The following is a 24,370-nucleotide window of genomic DNA, read 5'->3' as shown; positions in this document are numbered from 1 at the left end:
ATCTAACCCATTCGCGCACCACACGTTACGCGTACCACCTTCTGCTTCGTCGCCGAACGGGAATTTCTAAGCCCTGCAACCCAGCCAGTGGCTGTAGATTAGAAATCGTCCACTCCGTTTACCGTCTCGGGTACTGCTCGCAGATTCCAGAATGATCGCCATCTACGAGCAGCCTTGGCCCGCCCCACATTAAGGTTTCGCCATGCCGCCGATGCTAGAAGAGTTCTGGGAGAACTTTACGCACAACCTTTTCAAGCCGTTGTTGCTGTTCTTCTACATGGGCTTCAGCGTGCCGATCTTGAAGGTTCCCTTCGAGTTTCCGCACGTCCTCTACCAGGGCCTGACAATGTACCTGCTCATTTCCATTGGATGGAAAGGGGGAGAGGAACTGGCGGAACTATCTGGATCCGAATTTCTACACGCCGGCGGATTCATGCTCATTGGATTCATCACCAATTTTATCATTGGCGTCGTCGCCTACCTCGTCCTGCGAAATTTCACCAAGCTGCGACAGGTCGACGCGGCCACGGTGGCCGGATATTACGGTTCGGATTCGGCCGGTACGTTTGTCACTTGCCAGGGCGTGCTGGAGATAGCCAAGATCGGAGCCGCCGCGTATATGCCGGTCATGCTGGCCGTCATGGAGATCCCTGGATGCCTGGTCGCGCTGTTTCTGGTCTCGCGACTGCGGCGCGCCGGAATGGATGCCCGCGGCAACATGCCGGGCGAAGCGGGTTATGGTCTCCATCCGTTGCCAGACATTGCCGCCGAGGGAGAGAATGACAACAAACACGAGTCGCCTGGCACTAGCGCCGCGCATGCCGCCGTGGGCCACTCAAAATCCCAAAAGACCAATGGCAGCTTCGCCTCGTTCATCAACTGGTCGCTGCTGCACGAGGTGTTTCTGAACCCTGGGCTGTTTTTGCTGTTCGGCGGCATCCTCATCGGTTTTATCAGCCGTTTGCAAGGCGAGAAAGTCACGGTTCAAGATGATGCGCTTTTCGTCCAACTGTTTCAGGGCGCGCTGTGCCTGTTTTTGCTGGAAATGGGCATGACGGCTTGCAAGCGGCTGATCGATCTCAAAACCGCTGGCTGGCCGTTCATCCTCTTTGCCATCATCGCGCCGAATGTGTTCGCGACAGCTGGCATTTTCATTGCCCACGGCTACAGCATGTTCCTGGGCCAGCCCTTCGAACTTGGCACGTACACGTTGTTCGCAGTCTTGTGTGGTGCTGCGTCATACATTGCCGTACCCGCGGTGCAACGCTTGGCGATTCCCGAGGCCAGCCCCACGCTGCCGCTGGCGGCCTCGTTGGGATGCACTTTCTCTTACAACGTAACGATCGGAATTCCGGTTTATATGCTGATCGCCAAAAAAGTCATGGACTCTTTTCCGCTTATTGCCACCTAAACGCGCGGGGGATGGATTACCACCCGCGTAATTGCGGGTTGTGCTGCTGTGCTTAATTACCGCTGAGAATGTACTCACCGGATCAACGTAAGACACGTGGAACGTATAGAGAGCCGGTCACGACTCGGGCACCCGTAGGAGACGACAGATCATGGCGAAGTTAATCGAGACCAAACGTGTCGTCGTCATTGCCGAGAGTATGCTCCTCAAGGAGCTCCTCTCGAAATTCGTCGAGCTGGGCGCCAAGGGTTACAACGGCATGTACTGCTTCGGCAAAGGCGAGCACGGCCAGGTCGAGGACATGTTCAGCAGTCCCGATCGGTCGTGCGTGCGGATCGAGATGATCACCACACTCGAGGTTGCCGAGGCGATCATGGACTATGTCCACAAAGGGGGCATGCAGCGTTACCCGATCACGGCTTTTCTCGACACGGTCGAAGTCGATAGCCGCGACACCTTCTACCACTAATCGCCCACGGGGCGGTTCCCCTGGCGGGGCGCCGCAAAGGCAACCGTTCACGTGACGGGCAGCATGTGATCCGTGTCCGGCGACGACTGCTCCGCCGTTAGCGGCGGCGGTGCCATCGAAGTGGTTGGCGTTTCAGCGGCACCGTGCGGCTCCGCGGCGCACGCCAAGAGCTCGGCCGTCAGTTCCTGGATTTTCGTCGCGCTAGACACTAGGGACACGCTGCTGCCGGCCGCGCTAATGTCGGCTTCGAGTGCGGCGATATGCTGCCGCAACCCACAGATGATCCGCTGTAACTGCGCTGCATCGCTTGCAGATCCCGCAGTTGCAAGGGCCGTCGTCTGGGCGTTGGTCAGCCAGCGCAGCAGACCTGCTCTGCTGACCACGCCCGTGGGCACGCCCTGCTTGACGATCACCAGGCGGCGAATGGTCACGCGGCAGAGAAAGTCGAAAAGCGTAATCGCCGGCGTTTCTTCGTCGTAGCAGACGACGTTCGTCTTCATGACTTCGCTCACCGGAGCGCGCCAGACGTCGGCCCGCCCGGGCGCGGCAAGCAGGTCCTTTTCCGAGACGATGCCAACCAATTGGCCATCACTCGCTACGACCGGCGCAGAGCTAATGCGACTGCGCAGGAACAAATGGATGGCATCCCCTATGGGCTGGTCGCTCGTCAGGCAGGCAACCGGCGTCGTCATGACGTCTCGCGCCGAAACGCACTTGAGCCGAGTCCGGAAATCGCCCACCAGCACGGCTTCGCCATCGGCGCCGGATATCTCACTGAACCTCACCACGCGGTCGCGGCCGGTATGTTTGGCAATCCGCATTGCACCATCGGCGTTATCTAGCAGATCGCCGGCCTTGGTCACCCCCTCGGTCAGCGCGGCCACACCATAGCTGGCGGTAATGGTGACATGCTGATCTCGGCAGGGTAGCGCCAGATCGCGGAGTGCAATGCGAATGCGTTCCGCCCAAGCCATCGCCGCGGCCTCGTCCGTGTCGGGCAGCAGAATGCAGAATTCTTCGCCGCCGTAGCGGCATAAATAGTCGCTCGCTCGGCACTGGGCGTTGAGCACCTGGGCAAACGCCTTGAGGATGATATCCCCCACGATGTGACCGTGCGTGTCGTTGAACGTCTTGAAGAAATCGATGTCGCACAGCACGCAGCTCAACGGCAAATCGTACCGCCGTGCGCGGGCGAGCTCGCGTTCGAAGTGTTCAAAGAATACCCAGCGGTTGGGGACCGCCGTCAACGGATCGGTACCGGCCAATCGTACCAACTGGTTCTCTAACTCGATCACCCTGGCGCCGGCTCTCAGGCGGGCCAGCAGTTCCGCTGCGACAATCGGCTTGGTCAGCAAGTCGTCGGCCCCGGTCTCCAAGGCCAGGATCATGTCCGCGACTTTGTGGTGCGCGGTCAAGAGCACCGTGTAGATGTAGTGCGGAAAGGTTTCCTCGCGGATACAGCGGCACAGCTCGATGCCGTCCAGCCCAGGCATGTCCCAGTCCGTGATGAGAAAATGCGGGCAATCGCGATGCGCGGCTTCGAGTGCCTCGCGGCCGTCGACGGCGTGTCGCACGTCGTAGCCTGCCGCCTCGAGCCAATGCGCAACGAGCCGGCGAATATCCGGATCGTCGTCGGCGATCAAGACCTTCCGGTGCAGCATGGTTCACGCGTTTGTCGGTTTTCTAAAACTCAGCTTGTCGAACGACACTTACGACTCGTCGCCCGCAGTCTCGCCGTCTTCGGTACGAACGCGAACATTCGATCCATGGTCAGCGCACCGTCAGCGCTGGTTCGTGCCGGCCCCGATCGCCGAACCATGCGTTCAACGCGTAACCCACGGCTTCGCGAGACCATGCTCGACAATCCGCGCAGCCATTCTGAACTATAGGTCGCCGCCACTACGCGGGCCGTGCCAAGGCGTTGCGACGAAGCGACGCGTCTCAGCCCTGTCATGCGATTGGCGCTCTCAGCGCCTATGAAACGGGCAGCCAGGAGTCTCTTCGTCCGGCAATGTTTCTCTGATACTTGCGGTCGCTACCACCGGCACAGACCGTACAACCGCGCATCGCACGTACTATCACGCCCGCAAACACGACGCCATCGCGACTGTTTCCATCGGCAACCGCCTTGAATCCGGAACGCTGGGCAGAACCCAGATAAATGTTCCAGCCCTCAGCAGGCGCACGGCGATGAAACAAGTGACTACGGACTGGTCGGCTCCGCGAGGATCGCATGCGCGCCCTGATTTTTCTTCCTTGCCTGTGGATCGCGGTCTGCGCTGGGGGCTGCGCAAGCCACGACGTTCAGGGATGCCGTGGCGTTCAGGCCTCGCCCACCAGCGAAGGCCTGGAAATTGTTGATCGCACCGCGCGCGAGGTAGACGTCGCACAGGTCAAGCGTCTGCCGCAGGTCGACCAGGTGCTCGGCTTTCCGCATCCGCCGGGCAACTATCGCGCCCTGGGTCCTGCCGAATGCCAATGCCTAGCCGCGCGGGCCTCGAAGCTGGGCAACCTGTTGGATGGCGAACGGCGCGCCTTGGCCGCTAACGAGTCGGCAGGCGGCGGCTGCTCGCGCACCGATAACTCGCTGACTTATGACGTATTGCGCACCGCGGCGCTCGAAGCCCGCAACCGGTCGGCCGGCGATGCACTCAACGCCTATTATTTGCTGGCGCAGAACGAAGCCCGCATCGATCTGGTGACTCGCGCCCTCGCCGAAACGCGACAGGCGACGGCGAATATCGAGCGGTTGCGACAGCAAGGTTTGAAAATGCCCGCGGAGGACGACCGGTTCTTGCGCCGCGAAATCGAGCTCCGCGATCAGCAGGCGCAATTGGGCGGCGCGATCAGCCAACTCAACGCGCAACTTTGGCAACTTATCGGTCTCGAACCAACGCCGCCGCAAGAGCGGATTTGGCCTACCGAGCGGTTGGAAGTCGTCGTCGAGCGCATCGACGTCGATGAGGCCGTACAAAACGGCCTGGCGATGCGCCCCGAGCTAAGCATGCTGCGTCGCTTGCGCCGCACCCTGGACGAAGATTCATTACCGGCCGCGCGGGCCGCCTTGGCGCAGGTAAGTCCGCTGTTGGGTTTGGCGCCGCAGTCTTCCGGCTGTGGAGGGTTGTTGGGGCTGGTCGGTGCGCTGCGCAAGCTGCACACCGCCGAGCGCGAGTTGCCCGAGCGCCGCCGGCAGCTCAACCAATATGCGCACGACCGCGAGCTAGAGGTCGCAGCCGAAATCCGCCTGGCCGCGGAAACGGTCGAGCTGCGGTTGCGGCAGATCGCCATCGCCAAGGAAAGCCTCGACCATCTCACCGCGCGGCGTGGAGATGCCGAAGCCCGCGCCAAGTCCAGCGGCGCGACGTTCGCCGACCTAACGGCCGCCCACCTGGCCGTGATCCAAGCCGAAGGAGATGTAATTGAAAAGGTGGCCGCCTGGAAAATCGCCCAAGCCAGGCTCAAACAATCGCAAGGCTTGCTCGTGGCCGAGTGCTGCCCCTGAGAACGCATCGTCGTGAGCCGCGCGAAGACGACATTCGTGTCAGACTGGATCGACGTTAATCGGCATTAGCGTCGGCCACGCGTTGTTCCCAGAATCGCCGGGCCGCGTTATGAAATCTCAAAGTTTCGCGGCGTTCTACCGGGTCCTCGAACTTCAGCTTCTCGGTGAATTCGTTCATCCAGTCGAGAAAGAATTGGGCCGAGCCTTTGCTGATTCTTGGTCGCTCGCCGATTTCAACGTACCACGGGGCGGTTGACGCAAATCGGTACGTTTTGTCGACGTCCGTCACGGCCCGCACCAAGACCCAACCGCTTTCCGTGAAATGCACCGGCGGCAAATGCCCGGTCTTGGCCACTTCGTCCAGGCGCACGCTCTGAACGACGCGCCCGTCTTTGACGATGTCCAGATAGCTGATCGGATCGCGGGTTGCCAGGTTCAACGTGATCTCGATGTCTAGTTCCTCGCCCGTCGCTCCGGTGAACACATGTCCGGGCAAGCGATTGTTCGCCAAGGGACGAATCAATGGGCCATTGGTGACAACGACTCGTCCCATCTTGAACGCTTCCCACCAGGCCTCGTAGCTAAAGTCCTTCTTGTCCACCCACACGTACACGCGGTTATACCCCACCGGATTGGGCGCCACCCCCGAGGCACTGCCGGCCGAAGGAGGGATTCGCAGCCCGCTGTTGAGCACATGGTAGTAGATCTCTTCGGACCATTGGCCATTGCCGTGCGGATCGCGAAAGCGACCACGATCGCGCGGCTTGCCCCAGGCTTCGTTGGTGAGCATGTCGTCGCGGTGCATGTGATTGTTGGCCAGGCCGATCGAATCGACCTTGCCGCTGGCAAGCCAGATAGGTACGTCCCACCAAAACGGCTTTTCAATATCGATCCAGGCCCGCCCTTGTTGCCGCGCGGCCAGTAAGAATTTGGTCGACGGCGGATAATCGCGCGCGGCTCCGGCAATTTCCAGCGGCGTCGCCAGGTTGAAGAACAATAAGGCGCCCCCGCCTCGTTCGTCTTCGCCCCCGAGCAGATCGTAAATGCGGTTTTCGTCGAATCGGACCACCGGCTCGGTGGGAAGCGGCTTTCCTTGCCAGGGATTTTTGTCATTCCACCAGGTGATCAACGGGGCCACGTGCAGATCCTCCGCCTGCATCAGCAGGCGAATGTCTTTCTCGGTGCGATGAATGTGTAGATCGCCCGACCACCATCCCTCGTCGGCCATGTTGACGGCGCGCTTGAGATCGATCACTTGCTCGTCGTCGGCATAGTCATTAATTGTGAAATGGCCTTTGCGATCGAGATACTCAGGCCCACGCTCGAGTTCGAACGAGTACTCCCCTCTGGGCAACTTCAGTTTGAGTTCGCCGGGAAAGACGAAATGATCGTTCCAGAAGGGCATTCGCGCCGCCTTCTGCGCGACCCCTTTGCCATTCTTTAAATGCATGCGGCAAGCGATCGGCTCGCGCGTGTCGGCATCGACGACGTTGATGCGCAGCTCACCGCCACTGGCTGCCTGCGCACAACGGGCCGGCGCAATCGCCACGCATGCCATCGTGCAGACAATTATGAAAACGAATCGACGCATGAAAACCTCGTGGCACTCAACAATCCGGGTCCGGCCGGAAACCGGAGCCTACCACCAAGGTTAGCATGCCGCTTGTGCCACCGCAGGCAGGCCCAAAGGCCCTGCAGCGATGCCTGCGTGCTTGGTCCAGGCCTGGTCCGCCGGTATCATGCGCCCAGTGCTCATGGCTGGCCGAGACCACGGAATAATGCGATGCGCGTTGGTGTGACAATCGTTGGGTTCATCGCGGCGGCCGGTATTCTTGTCGCGTGCGCTGCTTCTGCCGAGCAACAGCTAGCACAACCGTTCGACACGCAAACGCGCGTCCCTTGGACCACTTCTCACGTGGTGGGCACGCCCGACCCGCCACTTCCCTACCGGCTGCGGCGCGTCTTCGAACGATTACCCCTAAGTCAGCCGTTGTTCCTCACGCACGACCCTGTAACGAAGCAGCTGCTGGTCATCGAGCAGCGTGGTCAAGTGCTGGCCTTCGCCAACCAAGCGGACGTCGAACGCGCGGATGTGTTTCTCGACGTAGGTGAAGAAACCTACAGTCTGACGTTTGACCCTGGCTATGCCGAAAACCATTTCGTCTATGTGTTCAGTAATGGTCCGCGAGACGCCAAGGTAAAGCGCAACAGGATTGCCCGATACGAAGTCCGCGGCGACACCCCGCGGTGCTGCAACCCGGCCACGCAGCGCGTCGTTCTGGAATGGGAGTCCAACGGCCATAACGGCGGCGATCTAGCCTTTGGTCCTGACGGACTTTTATATATCTCGTCCGGGGATGGCACTTCGGACTCCGATACCAATCTCACCGGGCAGGACCTGAGCGATCTGCCGTCGGGCATCTTACGGATCGACGTACATGCCAGTGACGCCGATCGCAGCTATGCCATCCCGCCTGACAATCCCTTCGTCAATACTACCGGAGCCCGGGGCGAGATCTGGGCCTATGGGTTGCGCAATCCCTGGCGGATCTCGTTTGACCGCGATTCCGGTCGCTTGTGGGTCGGCGACGTCGGACAGGACTGGCGCGAAATGATCGACGTGATCACGCGCGGCGGTAACTATGGCTGGAGTATCACCGAGGGAGACCTGCCGTTTCAGCCGCTGCGCAAGCAGGGTCCCACGCCCGTCGTGGCTCCGGTCATCGCTCATCCACATTCCGAAGCGCGCTCGATCACCGGTGGTCACGTTTACTATGGCCAACGGTTTCCCGATTTGCGCGGAGCATACGTCTACGGAGACTACGCCACGGGCCGGATTTGGGGCATTCGCTTCAACGGTCAGCACATCACCTGGCACCGCGAGTTAGCCGATACGGCGCTACAAATCGCAAGCTTCGGCGCGGATGCCGAGGGCGAGTTGCTGATTGTCGATTATGTAGGGGGCATTTACGAGCTAACGGCAAACGAAGCTCCCGCGACGGACAGACCTTTTCCAAGGCGACTGAGCGAAACCGGGCTTTTCGCGTCGGTCGCCGACCATCTGCCGGCGGCGGGTGTGATCCCTTATTCCGTTAATTCACCGTTGTGGTCAGACGGTGCCAAGAAAGAGCGGCTTATCTCGCTGCCAGAGAACGGCCAAATTCAATTCACCGAGGCCCACGGTTGGAACTTCTCGGATGGGGCCGTGGCGGTGAAGACATTTTCCTTCGAGATGCAACCGGGAGATCCCCACTCGCGCCGGCGACTGGAAACGCGGCTGCTGGTGCGCGAGCAAGGAGAATGGTCCGGCTACTCTTACGAGTGGAACGACGAGCAGACCGACGCCGAGTTGGTGCCGGCCACTGGACGTGATCGCGTGCTACAAGTCATGGATCAGGAAGCCAGCAATCCGCGCGAGCAGACGTGGCACTTTCCCAGTCGCGCCGAGTGCATGGTTTGCCACACTCGCGCGGCCAACTACGTACTGGGTCTCGCGATGCCCCAGATGAACCGCAAGCACCGCTATGGCGAGGTCGAAGAGAATCAACTCGTCGTATTCGAACGCCTAGGCGTTTTCCGCGATCCGCTTCCCCGGCGCCCGCCCGAGATGGTCGCCTTGGTCGACCCGCTCGACACGTCCGCCACCGTCGACGCGCGTGCCCGCAGTTATTTGCATGCCAACTGCGCGCACTGCCATGTTATTGCCGGTGGAGGCAACGCCCGGCTGGAAATGGAATTCACCACTCCGCTCGACAAGATGAATCTTGTGAACGAGCCCGCGCTGCACGACAAGTTCGGCATCGCCGCAGGGCTTCTGCTGGTGCCTGGTGCCCCAGAGCGATCGCTGGTGCTCAATCGCATTTCACGAACGGAACGCGGCCGGATGCCCCCCCTGAGCTCGAGCGTTGTCGACACCGCGGCCGTCCGCCTGCTAGAAGAGTGGATCGTGGATCTCGCAAAACCACTAGTAAAATAAAATAGCGGTGATGCCGCATTTGCTTAAACGAATACCTGCACTTTAAGCTCCCTATTCTTTCTCTGTGCCTCAGTGTCTCCGTGGTGAACCCCTCCCCGTGCCGTCCGACATCGAGTCCATCCTCGGCAAGATTCCCGAACTAGCCGGCCCCGCGACGGTGACACCGTTATCGGGGGGAATCACGAATCATAACTTCCGTGTGGAAACGGGCGGCGCCACGTATGTTTTGCGGATCGCTGGGCAGAATACCGCTCAGCTTGGCATCGATCGCGATCGGGAACATGCCTGCGCGGTTGCCGCGGCCGCCGCGGGCGTGGGCGCCGAGGTTGTCGCCTATCTGCCAGAGCATTGCGCGCTGCTGACGCGATTTTTGGCCGGCCAGGTATTGTCGGTCGATAGCGCTCGCCGCGACGACGTCTTGCAGCGCGCCGTCGCGGCGATAGCGCGCCTACACGCCGCGCCGCCGGTGCCGGGCGAATTCTCAGCCTTTCTGACGATCGACGATTATCACAATCTGGCCATAGCACGCGCCGTATCGCTGCCGCCTGAAGTGCCGCAAGCGATTGCCGAGCTGAAGATGCTTGAAAAGCGCGTGGCCACGTCCTCGGCTGCGTGTCCCTGCCACAACGATCTTTTGCCCGGCAACCTGATCGACGACGGCACGACCATCCGTATCATCGATTGGGAGTACGCCGGCATGGGGGACCGCTTCTTCGATCTGGGCAACTTCGCCGAAAACCATCGACTGGACGCAAGCCAGGAGCAGCAATTGCTTCGTCTGTACTTCGGCCGCGAACAACCGACGGAGCTCGCGCGGTTGCGTGCTATGCGTAGGGTCTCCGCACTACGCGAGGCTATGTGGGGTTTTGCCCAGGCGGGTATCTCGCAACTGGACTTCGATTTTACAAGCTACGCGCGCGAGCACCTGGGGCGATTCTTTTTGCAGGCCCAGGATTGAGCCGGTGCCCGGCGGGCTCCTTCCGAACTTCGCCGCAAACGATTAAATTTGAAACCTCGCCGTGCCTCGGCATGTAACACGCGGGTCGACCACGAAACGTCAAGCAGGATCACCATGCAGTCTCGCGCTGAAATCGTCATCATCGGCGGTGGTATTGCGGGGGCCAGCATCGCGTTGCACCTGGCACAATTGGGCCGCAAGGACGTGCTGGTCGTCGAGCAAGGCGCGCTCGTCAGCGGCACCACCTCGCACGCTCCGGGCTTGATCGGTCAACTTCGCGCGAGCGTCAGTCTGACGCGCCTGCTCGCAGCGAGCGTCTCGCTGTATCGTGGCTTGCAGCTCGACGGCGTGCCAGGCTTCTCCGAAGTCGGCAGTCTGCGATTGGCCTCGTCGACCGAGCGCTTGGCCGAGCTACGCCGCCAAAAGGCATTCGCCGACCAATGTGGGCTGGAGACACATCTGCTTTCAGCCGTCGAAACCGCCAAGCTGTTCCCGCTGATGAATCCGGTTGGCGTCGAGGGCGCCCTGTTGATGCCGACAGATGGATCGGCCGCCGCACCCGTGCTGGCGGGGGCCATGATTCGCGATGCCCGCGCCCTCGGCGTGCAATTCGAGCCACAGACGCGCGTCACGGCGGTCGACGTTGCGAAGGGAACCATCCACGGCATCCAGACGATGCGTGGTCCGGTCGAGACCGAAACACTGGTGATCGCGGCCGGCATCTGGTCCCCTGTCATTGGGCGATTGGCCGGTGTGTCGATTCCGCTAGTGCCCATGGAACACCAATACGTCGAGACGGCGCCCGTGGCGACGGTCAGCGAGAAACTATTGCCGAACCTGCGCGATCCCGACAACCTGGTTTACGTGCGCCAAAAAGATGACGCGCTGATTGTCGGCGGCTACGAGAAGAACCCGCGACCGTTTCGCACGCCGATTCCGCAGTCGGAAAACCCGACCGTGCAGACGTTCGACGCCGCGCACTTCAAAGTTCTGTTGGACGCCGCCGGCCGGCGCGTGCCCGCCGTGGCTGCGAGCCCGCTAACGCGTTCGGTGTGCGGATTGGAGTCGTTCACGCCCGATGGTGGCTTCCTACTCGGCCCGCTTGCCGCGGTGCGCGGCTTATGGACCGCCTGCGGATTCTGTGCCCACGGCGTATCGGGGGGCGGAGGCGTCGGCAAGTATCTGGCCGAATGGATCGACGCCGGCGAGCCCACATTGGATATGTCCGGCATGTCTCTGGCACGGTTCGCGGGCCAGCGTCTCGACGAGGACGAATTGGCACGCCGGGCCTGCGCGGTGTATAGCACGTATTACGACATCACCGCACCCGCCGCTACGAACGGAGCATAACGCTCACGAGCAGGCGACCGCTCGCCCACGTTTCTCGCCCCACAACCGCAAGCTATCCTGGCCACGATTTCCCCGCCGATCGACGGAGAGTTGCAATCCATGAGCTCGAATCGGGTGACGCTCGTTACGGGCGCCACGGGCCTGGTTGGTAACAATGTGGTGCGATTATTGCTATCGCGTGGCGAAGCCGTGCGCGTGCTCGCGCGGGGCACGACCGATCGCCGGCCACTGGCAGGACTGAACGTCGATGTTTACGCCGGAGATGTGCGTGACGAGGCAGCGGTACGCCAGGCCTGTCGCGGAACGACGACCGTAATTCACTGCGCCGCGCACGTGAATGTCGGCTGGGCACACCCAGAGCATTACGAGGAGATAAACGTCGGCGGGACAAGAAATGTCGCCATCGCCTGCCGAGAATTCGCTGCACGGATGATTCACATTTCCAGCACCGACGTATTCGGTCGCTGCTCGCTCAGGCATCCGACTGACGAAGACACACCGTTTGCCGGCGGACCCCAGGTGCCGTATGTGGTCACCAAACGCGCGGCGGAAGGCGTTGTCGATGACGAGATCAGCCAGGGGCTGGACGCGGTCGTCGTGAATCCGGCTTTCATGCTCGGTCCTTGGGACTGGAAACCCTCGTCGGGGCGACTGCTGTTGGCCGTCGCTCGCGGCGCGACGGTCTTCGCGCCCCGCGGTTGGTTGAGCCTGTGCGATGTGCGCGACGTGGCAACAGGAATCCTGGCGGCACGCGACAGCGGTGCCACGGGCCGACGCTATCTACTGGCCGGCAAGACCATGGAATGGATTGAAGCCTGTCGCATATTCGCCGACATTTGTGGCGTGCGCCGCCCGCTCATGCGCGCGGGTCCTCTCATGCAAATGATCGCCGGACGCGTAGGGAATGTCGTCGGACGCGTCACCGGCCACGAGCCCGAGGTCAACTCGGCCGCCGTGGATTTAGGCCGATTGCCAAAAAACTATAGTAGTGTGCGTGCCCAGCGTGAGCTCGGCTACTATCAAAGGCCGGTCAAAGAGACCGCCCGAGATGCCTGGCAGTGGTTCCAAGAGCAGGGCATTCGGTAGCGCAACCCGCTGCACCTCGGCCGGCGGCGCGACTACCCGTACAGCTTATGAACTTCGTCATAGCTTAATTGCCGTGCACGAATCAAACCGTCGGCCAGCTTTTCCCCCTCGGGATCGAGATACAGCCGGCCTGTCGGCTCGCGATTGTCCGGATTCACCTGCAGCACGTGCAGGTTGAATATGAACGCCGGCTCGGTGATCGCCTTGAACCAGTGGACGTTGTCTTTGTAGTCCGACACGGTCGAACATTCGCCCGGCACGAATGTGCGATCGACCGTCGGGCGAATGATGTAATGATCGGCCTCGTCCTTCAGGCGATCGTAGTGCCGGCCGCGCAGATCCCCTTTCAGAATCAAAAAGGCGGTAGCCATGTTGTTATGCCCATGCGGCACGACCGAGCGGTCTTTCTTGAGCGCGAAGATTTGCTTCCCATAGACCAGATTCTTGGGGACGCCTTCGACCTCAGGAAACTTGAAGCGCATGCTGAGCGCGCCGTTGTCGACAAACTTCACACCGCTCGCCAAGCGATCGAAATCAATCAGCGCCAAAATGTCCGCCAGCGGCACCTTACTAAACAGCTCTTCGACCTTCTGCTGCCAGACAAGTTGTTCGAGCTTCTGCCCTTTCAGGTCCTGGCCCAACTGCTCGATGTCGCGCAGCCAACCGGCCGCGGCGGGCCGCACCTCCTGACCCAGCAATTCATGTTGGAACACAGTCTCCAAGAGAGACATGGTCAGCAGGGTGCCCAACGAATCGCGGGCAAACTGGCGTCGAGTGATTGCCGACATTGTGAATTCTCCGCAGAGCGCGAGATCAGAGACTGTTCGACATGGTAGACGATCATTTGCCGCGCTGCTACGCCTGCTCGACGGCGGCGACCAATAAGTCTCCCATCGCCTCGGTCGATAGCCGCCCGCCCAGGTCGACCGTCTTGTGTCCGGCGGCAAGCGTCCGTTCGACGGCGCCGCGCAGATGATTCCCCGCAGCCGCCGCCCCCAGCCAATCCATCATCATGGCGGCGCTCAGTACGGCGGCGATCGGATTTGCGATTCCCTGCCCTGCAATGTCGGGGGCCGAGCCGTGTACCGGTTCGAACATGCTGGGAAACTTTCGTTCTGGGTTGGTGTTGGTGCTGGGAGCCAACCCCAGCCCACCGGCGATCGTGCCGGCCAGGTCCGTCAGAATATCGCCGAACAGATTCGAGGCCACGATCACGTCGAACGTTTCCGGCCGGCGCACCAAGTTCATAGCCGCGGCGTCGGCATGCTGCTTGTCGGTGCTCACGTCAGGGAACTGCGGCGACACCTCGTCCAGCACGTCGTCCCAGAGCACGTAAGCGTGCCGCTGGGCGTTGCTCTTGGTGATCATCGTCAGCTTGTTCCTACGCGTCCGCGCCAGCTCATATCCGAAGCGCAAAACCCGCTCGATCCCGCGACGGGTGTGAATTGCCGTCTGCACGGCATACTCATCCGACGTGCCGCGGCGCACCCGACCGCCATTATCGACATATTCCCCTTCCGAGTTTTCGCGCACCACGACCAGGTCGATATCGGCCGGCCCTTTGTCGGCAAGCAGACCCCGCAGCCCGGCAAAGAGCTTGGCCGGCCGCACGCAGGCATATTGATCGAAGCGCTGACGCAAGGTGACCAAGGGCGCGAGCGTGACATGGTCGGGCAATTCCGCCGGCCAACCCACCGCGCCCAAAAGAATCGCATCGAACGGCCGCAGCACCTCGAGAAAGTCCTCCGGCACCACTCGGCCGGTTTGCCGGTGATACGCGGCACCCCACGGAAACTCGGTCAGCTCCAGTGACCAGTCTTTCTGCCGCGCTTCGACGGCCCTCAATACGCGCACCGCCTGCCGGATGACTTCGGGTCCGATTCCATCGCCGGGATAAACCGCGATCCGCAACGTTTTCATCAAGCAATGCTCCTTGCGATAAAAATGGCCGAACTGCCGAACCCGAAAAGATCCATCCGCAGATGTCGCAGCTTACGCAGAAATCCTGGGGCACAAGCAAACTGCTCAGGGCAATGCCAGCGGCGGTTTTCGATCGGCCCACGGAAACGCTGCTTCATAGGCGCTGGCCAGTTGCAACAGGGTCCATTCGTCGTGTTGCCGACCCATGATCTGCAAACCGATTGGCAAGCTTTGACTGTCAAAACCCACGGGCATACTGGCCGCCGGCTGCCATGTCATGTTGGCTGGAACCACGTGCCCCAACCATGACAATGGTCGCACCGTGCGCCCTTCGATCACCTTCGGCCCCAACGTGCCGTTGAGCGGGGCCGTGATCGGCGCGGTAGGCGTCAGCAAAGCGTCGAATTGTTCGAACACCGGCGAGATTTTTTCCCAGTATTCCTCGCGAGCCCACTGCGCGCGCACCAGATCGTAGTACGTCAGCTTGTCAGCGTTGGGAAGCATCTTGCGGGTGGGAGGAAAAATCGATTGCTCCCATTCGGCGCGACGGGCTTGCATGCCGACCGCCGCCTCGCATAGCACGATTGTTTGCTGCGCGGGCCCCAGATCGGGCAAATCCAAATCCAAAGGCGTCACCCGACAGCCGAGTTGCTCGAAACGCTCGGCAGCCTGCTGACAGACGGCCAGCACTTCGGGCTCGACCGGCAAATCGCCCAAACGGGGCGCCCAAGCCAGACGCAAGCCGCGCGCCTCGCCCGTGCAGGCCGACAAAAAGCTGCGCCCGGTCGCCGGTAAACTCCAACGGTCGAGCGGGTGCGGCCCTGCGAGCACGTCGAGCGCCAGCGCCGTATCACGCACAGTGCGCGACAGAACCCCCTGATGCGACAGCGACTCCCAGCCGCGTGGAAAAGGGAGGTGCGGCACGCGCCCCATCTGCGGCTTCAAACCAAAGACGCCGCAAAAGGTGGCCGGAATGCGGATCGATCCGCCACCGTCACTGGCGGTGGCCAACGGCCCCATGCCGCAGGCCACGGCAGCAGCCGCGCCACCGCTAGAACCGCCTGTATTAAAGCGTCCGTCCCAGGGATTGTTCGAATCGCCAAACAATGCGTTAGCAGCTAGCGGAATGAGACCGAATTCCGAGGTGTTCGTCTTTCCCAAGATGATCGCGCCGGCTCGTTTGAATCGTTCCACGATCGGCTGATCGTGGTCGGGCACGAACTGCTCGAACAACTTCGAGCCCATCGTCGTGCGAATGCCCTCGGTCAGGTGCAGGTCCTTGATCGTAATCGGCACGCCCCACAGAGGCGGCAGCTCGTCCCCTCGCATGACAGCTTCTTCAGCCTGGCGGGCTTGCTGGTGGGCCAGTTCGTCGGTGCGGGTGACAATCGCGGTCAAGTGCGGATTAAGCCGGTCTACCTGTGCGAGGACTGCTTCGACCAACTCGACGGGCGACACCCGCCGCGCGCGAATGGCCGCGGCCAGATCCAAGGCGGGCATCCAACAAAGTTCATTCGTCATTGCTGCGCATCGGCGAAGTGCCGACAATCGAAGATTTGCCGTCGATTCAGCTGCCAGTCCCCTAGCGCCACGCGAGGTTTTTTGCCATTCGCCTGGCGGCCTCCTATCATGGAGACGCGTCCACCAGGTGTCAAACCGTGCGGAGCGTGCCGCATGACGCCTGCCGCATTTGGTCTATGACTTTTGATCGAGGAGCTGCTTAATGTCCATTGCGTCGCAGCGCGTAACAGTTTTTTCCATGTTGGCGCTGTGCATTGCGAGCTTCGCGCCGGCCGGCATATTCGCCGACGAAGCAAAACCCGAGGCCACTAGCGAGCGCGAGACTGGCACGCGCAAGTCCGTCGAGGACGTCTATCAGCGCGCTCGGCCCTCGCTGGCCGTGATCACCGTTGGTGGCCGTGACGGCCGCAAGCATGGTTTGGGCTCGGGCTTTGTCGTGTCGGCCGACGGATTGATCGCCACAAATCTGCACGTCATCGGCGAAGGTCGGCCGATCACGGTGCAAATGGCTGATGGCAAGCGGCACGAAGTAACGAGCGTACATGCATCGGATCGCTTCCTCGATCTGGCCATTCTGCGGGTCGACGCAACAGGACTGACGCCGCTAAAGCTGGCGGATTCCGAATTTTTGCGCCCCGGACAAGCTGTCGTCGCACTTGGCAATCCCATGGGGCTGCGACACAGCGTTGTGGCGGGAGTCGTATCAGGGCAGCGCGAGATCGACGGCCGAAAAATGATTCAGCTAGCCATCGCCGTCGAGCCGGGCAACAGCGGCGGTCCCTTGGTCGATATGCAAGGTCACGTCGGCGGCATTCTGACGCTGAAGTCGCTGGTAACCAACAATCTGGGTTTCGCCGTCGGCATCAACGACCTGAAGCCCCTTTTGGCGCGTCCCAACCCGGTGCCCATCGATCGCTGGGTGAAGCAAGGCGCCCTCGACGCGGCCGAATGGACGCCGGTATTCGGCGCCAACTGGCACGCACGCGGAGCCCGCGTGTTGGTCGACGGCGAAGGAGACGGATTCGGCGGTCGCTCGCTTTGCTTGTCATCGCAGGCCCCTCCGGATGTTCCTTTCGAACTGACCGCGACCGTACGGCTCGACGACGAGGCCGGCGCCGCCGGATTGGTTTTCGGCGCCGATGGCGGCGACAAGCACTACGGCTTCTATCCCACGGCCGGCACCATGCGGCTGACGCGTTTCGACGGTCCGGACGTGTTGAATTGGACCATCCTCGCGCAACAAGCAAGCCCGTTCTATAAGGCGGGCGAGTGGAACACGCTGCACGTGCGCGTCGAGCCGCAACGGATCGTCTGCCGCGTCAATGGTCACGAAGTGATCACGACCCACGTCTCGACAGCAACCACGGGCAAAGTCGGTTTTGCCAAATTTCGCGAGACGCATGCCGAGTTCAAGGGTTTTCGCGTGGGCCGGGAACTAACGGCACCGGCACCTTCGGCCGAAGCCGTGGCACGCATCGATCGACTGCTCGACGAGATGCCGGCCGATAGCCATCCTGGCATCGCCTTGGCCGAACAGCTGGCTGAAAACTCGGCGGTGACAACCGCGGCGCTGACGGATCGCGCCGAGGCGTTGTCGCATCAGGCCGAGCAGCTGCGCCGCCTGAGCGATTCGCTACGCCAGGTGCATGCCCATGCCGAATTGCTCAAGGTGCTTGACCAACCAGAAGAATCGATCGACCTGCTCGCCGCGGCATTGGCAATCGCGCGATTGGACAACGACGAGATCGATGTTGAGAGCTATCGTCGTCAACTCGATCGCATGGCTGCTGACGTTACGGCGAAATCGGGAGAGATGCCAGACGAAGCCGCCCGTTTTTCCGCGCTGAACAAGTTTTTCTTCGACGAAAGCGGCTTCCACGGCAGTCGCGGTGACTACTACCACCGTGCGAACAGCTACGTCAACGAAGTTTTGGACGATCGCGAAGGGTTACCTATCACGTTGTCGATCGTCTACATGGAGTTGGCCCGCCGTTTGTCGTTGCACGTCGAAGGAGTCGGCCTGCCCGGTCATTTCGTCGTGCGGTATGTACCAACTGGCGGCGAAAGTCGGCTGATCGACGTCTTCGATGGCGGCCAGGTGGTCAGTCCAGAGGAAGCCGGCCGGCGGGTATTGGCCGCCACGCGTGCGCCGCTAACCGAAGAGCAACAAAAGGCGACGACCAAGCGCGCGATCGTGGTGCGGATCCTCTACAACCTGAAAGAAGTGGCCGGCATGAGCGGCGACAACCGCGCCGTGCTGCGCTATCTGGATGCCTTGTTGGCCATCTCACCCGAGGCCCACCGGGCGCGATTCGACCGCGCCATGCTCCGCTCGCAGAACGGAGACCGTGCTGGCGCCGTAGCAGACGCCGATTGGTTGCTGGAACATCCGGCCGAGGGGCTGGATAGGGGCGCATTGCAAGATTTTCGCGCCTTCCTCGACCGAGCGGCAAAATAGACTGCCGTCGCCCGTTGCCGCCGCCCCCCGTGCGACAGCGTTCCACGGTCCGAAGCAATGGGCCGTGGAGAATTGTATAGCGACAACGTAGACTGCGCTGGCCCAGCGCGGCCTACGTTATCGCCAATCTCTCTCTCGATTATTATTGCGCATCCGCAAGACACTCTCGGCCTTATGACCGCCATACCCCTGGATAGGGCAAGCCACGTGCGGGTGTGCCACGGACCACCGGAAAGGTAACCAGCGCTGCGGGGCGCCTTACCAGTTCCAATGCTTATTACGGCGACGGTGCATACCGTTGAACGACGAGGACTTCGTCACCAAACGTCGGGCCGTCGAGCGGCGGGTACGCGACGGCGATTTGTCTGCGCTACGGCGTCCATGATCGAACTCGTTGTCGGCGCTGTAATCCGGGGTCGCGTTGCTGTAGGACTGCATGCTGCTTTCCTTTCTGATGTGCAGACGGCCAAGCCGTCTTTGCAATACTGAAGGCCGCGGACATGGGTCATATCCGAGGCCTTCTCCACTCACTGGAAGTAAAACTAAGACTCGTAACTCATCTCGATTGATTCGTCTTGCGGTCTACGGACAGCGCCCGCTGCCGGTTAAGGGCGGACATACGTTCGACCGTCTCTCTCGCTGCCACGCACAGGCCGACCAAATCCGCTCCGTCGATCGCGCCTGGCAAGTACATCCATACGCCCAGATGTCGTGCCCAAACTTCTTCACGGGTGTCGTCGACATTGCCGCAAACCAGAAGCAGCATGCGGCTGGTGCATGCCAACTGCTCAACCAGAAAGCGGTAACTTGCCGAATCGCTGGCGACTGAACCACTCAGGTCCACAATGGCCATTTGCAGCAGCCGCTGGCGCGCCTGGGCAATTGCCTCGGCAGGCTCGCGACAGAGCGTGACGTTCCATCCTCCTTCGCGCGCAACGAACCCCAGGTTTTCGCGTCGCCCCTCATCGGTGGCGACGACCAGGCATTCGACAGACTCAATTGCACGCACTGCCACTGTGGTTCGCACCTTGTCAGGTGCGATAATGGCGTCTCTATAAGGTTGCATCTTGGTGTCGTACTCAGCCGAGTGGATTTAGATCGACAACCCGCGATCCGGTCGGCACCGGTTACGCAGTTGCTGAGCCTCCCTGCTGTGACTCCGAAAGGGTCATGACACCCCCAGCCTGCACGTCGAAAGCCGCCTCCGTGACTCGACCATGCAAACTGCCAGAACAAGCACCACTACCGAGGTTGCCTGATCTGGACCGGCGTTTCTAAAAGCAAGCGGCGTGCCAGCATGAGAAGACGGGCAATCTGTGCGGCCGATCCCTCCCGAACGAAAGGACTTACAGCGCCAATCGCGCCATGCCTCCTGTTCCGCACGATTCACCAGGCTGGTGATACGACTTTAGCGCGCGTCATCTAAACATATATAAGAAAACAAGTTAGATGCCGTTTCACCAGCGTGATGATTGCTCACCGAGACAGTGAGAGCTATTCCCGGCCTCCAAAGCGACTGTCATGCCGCTGCACCGTTGGCCACGCTTCGTTGAGCCATGGTTGCAGCCTGCAGCCGTGCCGCCGACAGGCGCAACGGGAAAGCGGCGTAGCGAAGACCAAGCAGGTCTTATTGGCCTAAGTACCCGCGCACGGTTGCAACGGACGCTGCGTCGATTCGTCAGCCGCTCCGACGATTAAAGGTCTAAAGAAGACCAGCGAGCGAGCACGGTCAAAGCGCGGGTCGCTTGGGACAAAAGTCCTTCGTATCGCCGTCGCGTCGTCGACCCCACTAAGCCCCCAAATCTGCGGCTGCCCGCGACGAATCCGCGGCAGCGGAAGCTGCCAAGGGCCTCGCATCACCAATTCGGTGGAGTCGTCTCACCATCTGGCGGGCACGCGCAAGTCGATCCCGCGTTGCGGCCATTCAACAGGTTGACTATTCTGCCAATTACCCCCCTTCACCTCGGAAAGCTCTATGCCGCAAGCCACTCGGAACCTGATCGGCGTCGCATTCGTGCTGGCGGCCGTCATGGCGGCGGCGTTTGCGTTCCGATCGCGACGCGACGGCGCATCACAGACAGACACGGGCAAGACGACAGCGGGGACCCGACAGGAATCGAGAACGCGCAGTACCGTGGCCGCACTCGGCCGTTTGGAACCGCAGGGCGGAGTGATCGCGGTCGGGGGCACCGCCGGCGAACGTATCGACCGGCTCGTCGTTGCCGAGGGAGATCAGGTGAAGAAGGGGCAGGAGCTAGCGTTTTTAGGTAGCTATCCCCTCCGCATCAGTGAACGGCAACTGGCCGAGATTCAGTTGGCCGAAGCCAAAGCGCGCGGCCACGCCGAGCAAGATTACGGCGCGGCCCTGTTGACCGAGGCCCAAACCGCGCTCGACCAACTCCCATTTGCCGAGCTCGACGCCAAAGCGCTGCGGGCAAAGATCGAGGCCGCCGAGCTGAGCGCGCGTGTTGCCGCGCGCGATCTCGAGCGGCTCACAGCCGCTGGCGAGGTCGTCTCGGAGCAAGAGCGAGACCATCAGCAGCTAGTCGCGGAGCAGGCCAAGGCCGAACTCAACAGCTCGCGGGCCCAATTGGCCAAGCTGGAAGGCTCGCGCGAGGTACACCAGCGCGAGGCCACGGCACGGCTGGAAACCGCCAAGGCAAATCAAGCGCGGCTGCAAGCCGCCGTGCAGCTCGAATCGCTGGAAAAGGGACTGGCCACGGCCGCGCAAAAAGTAGAACTGGCTGTGGTCCGGGCGCCGCGCGATGGGCGCGTCCTGCGGATCATGACGCAAGCCGGCGAGACCATCGGCCCCCGCCCCATCTTGCAGTTGGGGGACATCGAACACATGTATGCTACGGCCGAGATCTACGAAACCGACGTCCGGTTCGTGCGCCCGGGCCAACAAGCCACGGTAACGAGCGACGCCCTGACTGAGCCCTTGCGGGGAACGATCGAAAGCGTCGGCACGACCGTGGCCAAGAACGAGGTCATGAGCCTCGACCCCACCGCTGCGGCGGACGCGCGGGTGGTGCTGGCGCGGATTCGTCTTGATGACAGTCAAGAGGCCGCCGGTTTGGTCGATCTACAAGTCGATGTGGTCATCGACACCGCACCGCCGGCCGGTGCGGCTCAGGCCAGCGCCAAGGAACATGATTAATGATCGGCACCTCGGCGAGGAACAAATCGGTCGCGCCGCGCGCGGCGCAGCGATCCGCATGAAAACACCTCTGGCATGGCTCAATCTGCTTCACCAGAGGGCCCGTTCGAGCGTGGCCGTGGCCGGGGTAGCGTTCGCGGTCGTGCTGGTCCTTCTGCAGCTGGGCTTTCTGGCATCCGTACGTCAGACCGCCACGCGGATTTACGATCATCTCGATTTCGATCTGCTGCTGGCCTCGCCAGAATACTTGCACCTTTCCAAAGCCTCGACGATACCCCGTTCGCGTTTGACGCAGGCGGCGTCCCTGCCCGGTGTGACAGGCACGAGCGGCCTGAATATTGGCTTTCAGCTGTGGCGCAATGTAGAGACGGGCCAGCGGCGCGGGATCTTGCTGATGGCCTTCGACCCACGCGATCGCGTGATTGCACTCCCCGAGGTCGCGGATCAGCAAGAGCAGCTTGGCAAGGCCGATACCGTGCTGGTCGATCGCTTGTCGCGCTCGGAGTTTGGTCCAAAGCAGGCGGGCGTAACGACGGAAGTGGGGCGCCGCTCGGTCCACGTCACAGGTGATTTCGCGCTCGGCACCGGCTTTAGCGCCGATGGTGCCTTGCTGGCGAGCAACGCCACGTTTTTTCGCCTGCTTCCGTTTCGCAAACCCGGCGAGATCAGCCTGGGGCTGGTACGGCTCGCCCCGGGCACGGATCCCGACGCCGTGGCTGCCGAACTGCGCAGCATTCTGCCGCGCGACGTACACGTAATGACCCGCGACGAAATTGCCGCCCACGAGCGCCGGCATTGGATGACCAAAACTTCGGTCGGCATCATTTTCGGACTGGGCGTGCTGGTGGCGCTACTGGTGGGAACGTCGATCGTCTACCAGGTTTTGTCGAGTGACATTTCCAGCCGCCTGGCGGAATTCGCCACGCTGAAGGCGATGGGCTATTCGCGGCAATATCTGTCTTGGCTCGTATTGCAACAGGCGTTGATTCTGGCCCTGGCCGGATTCCTGCCTGGCCTGTTGCTTGCCGAGATGCTCTATCAATTGACTGAGCGCATGACGCACATCCCGATCGAGATGACACTGACCCGCGCCTGTGGAGTGCTGCTGTTGTCCGTAGTCATGTGCGGACTATCAGGTTTGGCCTCGATGGCGAAAGTCAACTCGGCCGACCCGGCAGATTTGTTTTAGTTACGTCATTGAGTCGTCCCGCCCTGCTAGCGAAGGGGCGGCAGAGACCCGGGTTCAGATATACGTCGCACCTGACCATTCATCACTAACGTCTGACTACTGACGTGCGCAACTCTCGCATACCGCTGGCTTGGAAGAACCTGGTGCATCAACCGCGTCGGTTGATGATCGCCGTGTGTGGGATCGGCTTTGCAGTGGTACTGATGTTCATGCAATTGGGCTTTCGCAACGCCCTGTTCGATAGCACCGTCGCCTTGCACCAACGGATGAATGCCGATCTGGTAATCACAAGTGCCGCGCGCTATACGGTGTCCGTCAAGGAGACCTTCAGCCGACGGCGTCTGGCGCAAGCCCGCGGCTGCGCGGCGATCGAGTCGGCCTGGCCGCTGTACATCGAAACGGCGCAATCCATTTGGAAGAATCCCGCCACCGGGCAAGGGCATCCCATCCGCGTCTTGGCCTTCGATCCGGCCGAGCCGGTGCTGCTGCTCTCGGACTTCGACGCCACGGCCATCATTGCTCCCGGAACGCTGGCCGTCGACCGCCGCTCGAAGGGAGACTATGGCAGCCCGCAGATCGGCGACAAGATCGAGCTCTCGGACCACGCCACGCGCATCGTCGGTACGTTCGAATTGGGGACGGATTTTGCCAACGACGGCAATTGTGTAATCAGTTCGCAGCAATATCGGGACTATTTCAGTCTGCCAGGGTCGTTGCACGACAAGCTGGCCGACGTCGATGTGGGCCTGTTGAAGGTGCGCCCCGGCATCCCTTTGGCGGACGCGCTGGCACAGGTTCGCCAGGCACTGCCGGACGACGTACGCGTGCAAACCCGGCAGCAGTTTATCGATCAGGAGTTGGCGTTTTGGCAGCACAGCACCCCGATTGGCTTCATATTCGGCCTGGGGACCGTCATGGGATTTATTGTGGGGGTCGTGATCTGCTATCAAATCTTGTACGCCGACGTCGACGATCATATGGCCGAGTTCGCCACGCTCAAGGCCATCGGATATCACAACAGCTACTTTGTCTCGGTCGTGTTGCAAGAATCGTTGTGGCTGTCGGCCTTTGGCTTCGTGCCGGGCATCGTGGCAGCGGCTGCGCTGTACGGCGTGCTCGGTTGGCTAACCGGACTGCTGTTAAACTTGACGGCGCCGCGGGTACTGGGCGTCCTGTTTTTGACTTTGGCCATGTGCATTGTCTCAGGCTGCCTGGCACTGAGACGCGTCTTTCAGGCCGACCCGGCGGAGTTGTTCTGACGTGTGTTACCCTGAGAACACTTCACGCTCCATCGGCGAGCAGATATCCACAGCATCGGCAACGAACAATGAATTAGCGCGTTGACGTACTCCACCGATCATAGAACAACC

The 24,370-nt window shown here is 61.3% G+C and carries 18 protein-coding genes; 11 read left to right on the top strand and 7 right to left on the bottom strand.

Annotation, left to right across the window (positions count from 1 at the left end):
* Positions 1–202: 202 nt before the first annotated feature.
* Both VGG64_01880 and VGG64_01875 read left to right on the top strand, forming a co-directional pair.
* Complete coding sequence (locus VGG64_01880; protein HEY1598322.1) at positions 203–1,411, top strand: sodium-dependent bicarbonate transport family permease; 1,209 nt, start codon at positions 203–205, stop codon at positions 1,409–1,411.
* Positions 1,412–1,562: 151 nt separating this feature from the next.
* Positions 1,563–1,880 (top strand): hypothetical protein, encoded by a 318-nt coding sequence (locus VGG64_01875; GenBank protein ID HEY1598321.1) that lies wholly within the window; start codon positions 1,563–1,565, stop codon positions 1,878–1,880.
* A 47-nt stretch (positions 1,881–1,927) separates the two neighbouring features.
* On the opposite strand, the gene VGG64_01870 is transcribed toward VGG64_01875, so the two are convergent.
* Positions 1,928–3,541 carry a diguanylate cyclase gene (locus tag VGG64_01870; GenBank protein HEY1598320.1) on the bottom strand — a complete coding sequence of 538 codons (1,614 nt, stop codon included), beginning with the start codon at positions 3,539–3,541 and terminating at the stop codon, positions 1,928–1,930.
* Positions 3,542–4,113: 572 nt separating this feature from the next.
* Here VGG64_01870 and VGG64_01865 point away from each other — a divergent pair.
* Entirely contained in the window at positions 4,114–5,382 is a 1,269-nt protein-coding gene (locus VGG64_01865; GenBank protein HEY1598319.1) for a hypothetical protein, read from the top strand.
* 55 nt (positions 5,383–5,437) lie between these two features.
* On the opposite strand, the gene VGG64_01860 is transcribed toward VGG64_01865, so the two are convergent.
* Positions 5,438–6,973, bottom strand: coding sequence for a CehA/McbA family metallohydrolase (locus VGG64_01860; GenBank protein ID HEY1598318.1), 1,536 nt, complete (start codon positions 6,971–6,973; stop codon positions 5,438–5,440).
* Positions 6,974–7,165: 192 nt separating this feature from the next.
* Between VGG64_01860 and VGG64_01855 the strand changes: the two genes are divergently transcribed.
* The 4 genes from VGG64_01855 to VGG64_01840 all read left to right on the top strand — a co-directional run bounded on the left by VGG64_01855 (position 7,166) and on the right by VGG64_01840 (position 12,752).
* Positions 7,166–9,358, top strand: a complete 2,193-nt coding sequence (locus VGG64_01855; GenBank protein ID HEY1598317.1) for a PQQ-dependent sugar dehydrogenase — start codon at positions 7,166–7,168, stop codon at positions 9,356–9,358.
* Positions 9,359–9,455: 97 nt separating this feature from the next.
* The gene (locus VGG64_01850; GenBank protein ID HEY1598316.1) at positions 9,456–10,316 is read left to right on the top strand and encodes a phosphotransferase; all 861 of its coding nucleotides are present in this window, start codon (positions 9,456–9,458) and stop codon (positions 10,314–10,316) included.
* A 114-nt stretch (positions 10,317–10,430) separates the two neighbouring features.
* Positions 10,431–11,666, top strand: coding sequence for an FAD-dependent oxidoreductase (locus VGG64_01845; protein ID HEY1598315.1), 1,236 nt, complete (start codon positions 10,431–10,433; stop codon positions 11,664–11,666).
* 99 nt (positions 11,667–11,765) lie between these two features.
* Positions 11,766–12,752, top strand: coding sequence for an NAD-dependent epimerase/dehydratase family protein (locus VGG64_01840; GenBank protein HEY1598314.1), 987 nt, complete (start codon positions 11,766–11,768; stop codon positions 12,750–12,752).
* A gap of 32 nt (positions 12,753–12,784) precedes the next feature.
* Here VGG64_01840 and VGG64_01835 read toward each other — a convergent pair whose 3' ends face one another.
* The 3 genes from VGG64_01835 to VGG64_01825 form a co-directional block, all read right to left on the bottom strand.
* Entirely contained in the window at positions 12,785–13,540 is a 756-nt protein-coding gene (locus VGG64_01835) for a hypothetical protein (GenBank protein HEY1598313.1), read from the bottom strand.
* Between the two features lie 67 nt (positions 13,541–13,607).
* Positions 13,608–14,672: a tartrate dehydrogenase gene (locus VGG64_01830; GenBank protein ID HEY1598312.1), complete on the bottom strand. Its 1,065-nt coding sequence runs from the start codon at positions 14,670–14,672 to the stop codon at positions 13,608–13,610.
* A 105-nt stretch (positions 14,673–14,777) separates the two neighbouring features.
* A complete protein-coding gene (locus tag VGG64_01825; protein HEY1598311.1) occupies positions 14,778–16,193 on the bottom strand; it encodes an amidase in 1,416 nt (471 codons plus the stop codon).
* A gap of 202 nt (positions 16,194–16,395) precedes the next feature.
* On the opposite strand from VGG64_01825, the gene VGG64_01820 reads away from it, so the two are divergent.
* Complete coding sequence (locus tag VGG64_01820; GenBank protein HEY1598310.1) at positions 16,396–18,651, top strand: transglutaminase family protein; 2,256 nt, start codon at positions 16,396–16,398, stop codon at positions 18,649–18,651.
* A 258-nt stretch (positions 18,652–18,909) separates the two neighbouring features.
* Here VGG64_01820 and VGG64_01815 read toward each other — a convergent pair whose 3' ends face one another.
* Positions 18,910–19,089: a hypothetical protein gene (locus tag VGG64_01815; protein HEY1598309.1), complete on the bottom strand. Its 180-nt coding sequence runs from the start codon at positions 19,087–19,089 to the stop codon at positions 18,910–18,912.
* Between the two features lie 118 nt (positions 19,090–19,207).
* A complete protein-coding gene (locus VGG64_01810; protein ID HEY1598308.1) occupies positions 19,208–19,717 on the bottom strand; it encodes a hypothetical protein in 510 nt (169 codons plus the stop codon).
* A 909-nt stretch (positions 19,718–20,626) separates the two neighbouring features.
* Between VGG64_01810 and VGG64_01805 the strand changes: the two genes are divergently transcribed.
* From VGG64_01805 to devC (VGG64_01795), 3 genes are all read left to right on the top strand, one after another.
* Positions 20,627–21,811 (top strand): efflux RND transporter periplasmic adaptor subunit, encoded by a 1,185-nt coding sequence (locus VGG64_01805; protein ID HEY1598307.1) that lies wholly within the window; start codon positions 20,627–20,629, stop codon positions 21,809–21,811.
* Positions 21,804–23,000, top strand: a complete 1,197-nt coding sequence (devC, locus tag VGG64_01800) for an ABC transporter permease DevC (GenBank protein ID HEY1598306.1) — start codon at positions 21,804–21,806, stop codon at positions 22,998–23,000. The genes VGG64_01805 and devC (VGG64_01800) overlap by 8 nt, the downstream gene beginning before the upstream one ends.
* Positions 23,001–23,104: 104 nt before the next feature.
* Positions 23,105–24,259 carry an ABC transporter permease DevC gene (devC, locus tag VGG64_01795; protein ID HEY1598305.1) on the top strand — a complete coding sequence of 385 codons (1,155 nt, stop codon included), beginning with the start codon at positions 23,105–23,107 and terminating at the stop codon, positions 24,257–24,259.
* Positions 24,260–24,370: the final 111 nt, after the last annotated feature.

This window comes from Pirellulales bacterium (assembly GCA_036490175.1).
Taxonomy (GTDB): domain Bacteria; phylum Planctomycetota; class Planctomycetia; order Pirellulales; family JACPPG01; genus JACPPG01.
The sequence above is the reverse complement of the archived record's forward strand: the minus strand, read 5'-3'. Positions and strand labels throughout refer to the sequence as shown.

What these genes read in the sequence shown, in the direction of transcription:
- VGG64_01880 (HEY1598322.1), top strand. Translation starts at nt 203, where the DNA reads ATGCCGCCGATGCTAGAAGAGTTCTGGGAGAACTTTACGCACAACCTT.
- VGG64_01875 (HEY1598321.1), top strand. Translation starts at nt 1,563, where the DNA reads ATGGCGAAGTTAATCGAGACCAAACGTGTCGTCGTCATTGCCGAGAGT.
- VGG64_01870 (HEY1598320.1), bottom strand. Translation starts at nt 3,541, where the DNA reads ATGCTGCACCGGAAGGTCTTGATCGCCGACGACGATCCGGATATTCGC.
- VGG64_01865 (HEY1598319.1), top strand. Translation starts at nt 4,114, where the DNA reads ATGCGCGCCCTGATTTTTCTTCCTTGCCTGTGGATCGCGGTCTGCGCT.
- VGG64_01860 (HEY1598318.1), bottom strand. Translation starts at nt 6,973, where the DNA reads ATGCGTCGATTCGTTTTCATAATTGTCTGCACGATGGCATGCGTGGCG.
- VGG64_01855 (HEY1598317.1), top strand. Translation starts at nt 7,166, where the DNA reads ATGCGCGTTGGTGTGACAATCGTTGGGTTCATCGCGGCGGCCGGTATT.
- VGG64_01845 (HEY1598315.1), top strand. Translation starts at nt 10,431, where the DNA reads ATGCAGTCTCGCGCTGAAATCGTCATCATCGGCGGTGGTATTGCGGGG.
- VGG64_01840 (HEY1598314.1), top strand. Translation starts at nt 11,766, where the DNA reads ATGAGCTCGAATCGGGTGACGCTCGTTACGGGCGCCACGGGCCTGGTT.
- VGG64_01835 (HEY1598313.1), bottom strand. Translation starts at nt 13,540, where the DNA reads ATGTCGGCAATCACTCGACGCCAGTTTGCCCGCGATTCGTTGGGCACC.
- VGG64_01830 (HEY1598312.1), bottom strand. Translation starts at nt 14,672, where the DNA reads ATGAAAACGTTGCGGATCGCGGTTTATCCCGGCGATGGAATCGGACCC.
- VGG64_01825 (HEY1598311.1), bottom strand. Translation starts at nt 16,193, where the DNA reads ATGACGAATGAACTTTGTTGGATGCCCGCCTTGGATCTGGCCGCGGCC.
- VGG64_01820 (HEY1598310.1), top strand. Translation starts at nt 16,396, where the DNA reads ATGTCCATTGCGTCGCAGCGCGTAACAGTTTTTTCCATGTTGGCGCTG.
- VGG64_01815 (HEY1598309.1), bottom strand. Translation starts at nt 19,089, where the DNA reads ATGCAGTCCTACAGCAACGCGACCCCGGATTACAGCGCCGACAACGAG.
- VGG64_01810 (HEY1598308.1), bottom strand. Translation starts at nt 19,717, where the DNA reads ATGCAACCTTATAGAGACGCCATTATCGCACCTGACAAGGTGCGAACC.
- VGG64_01805 (HEY1598307.1), top strand. Translation starts at nt 20,627, where the DNA reads ATGCCGCAAGCCACTCGGAACCTGATCGGCGTCGCATTCGTGCTGGCG.
- devC (HEY1598306.1), top strand. Translation starts at nt 21,804, where the DNA reads ATGATTAATGATCGGCACCTCGGCGAGGAACAAATCGGTCGCGCCGCG.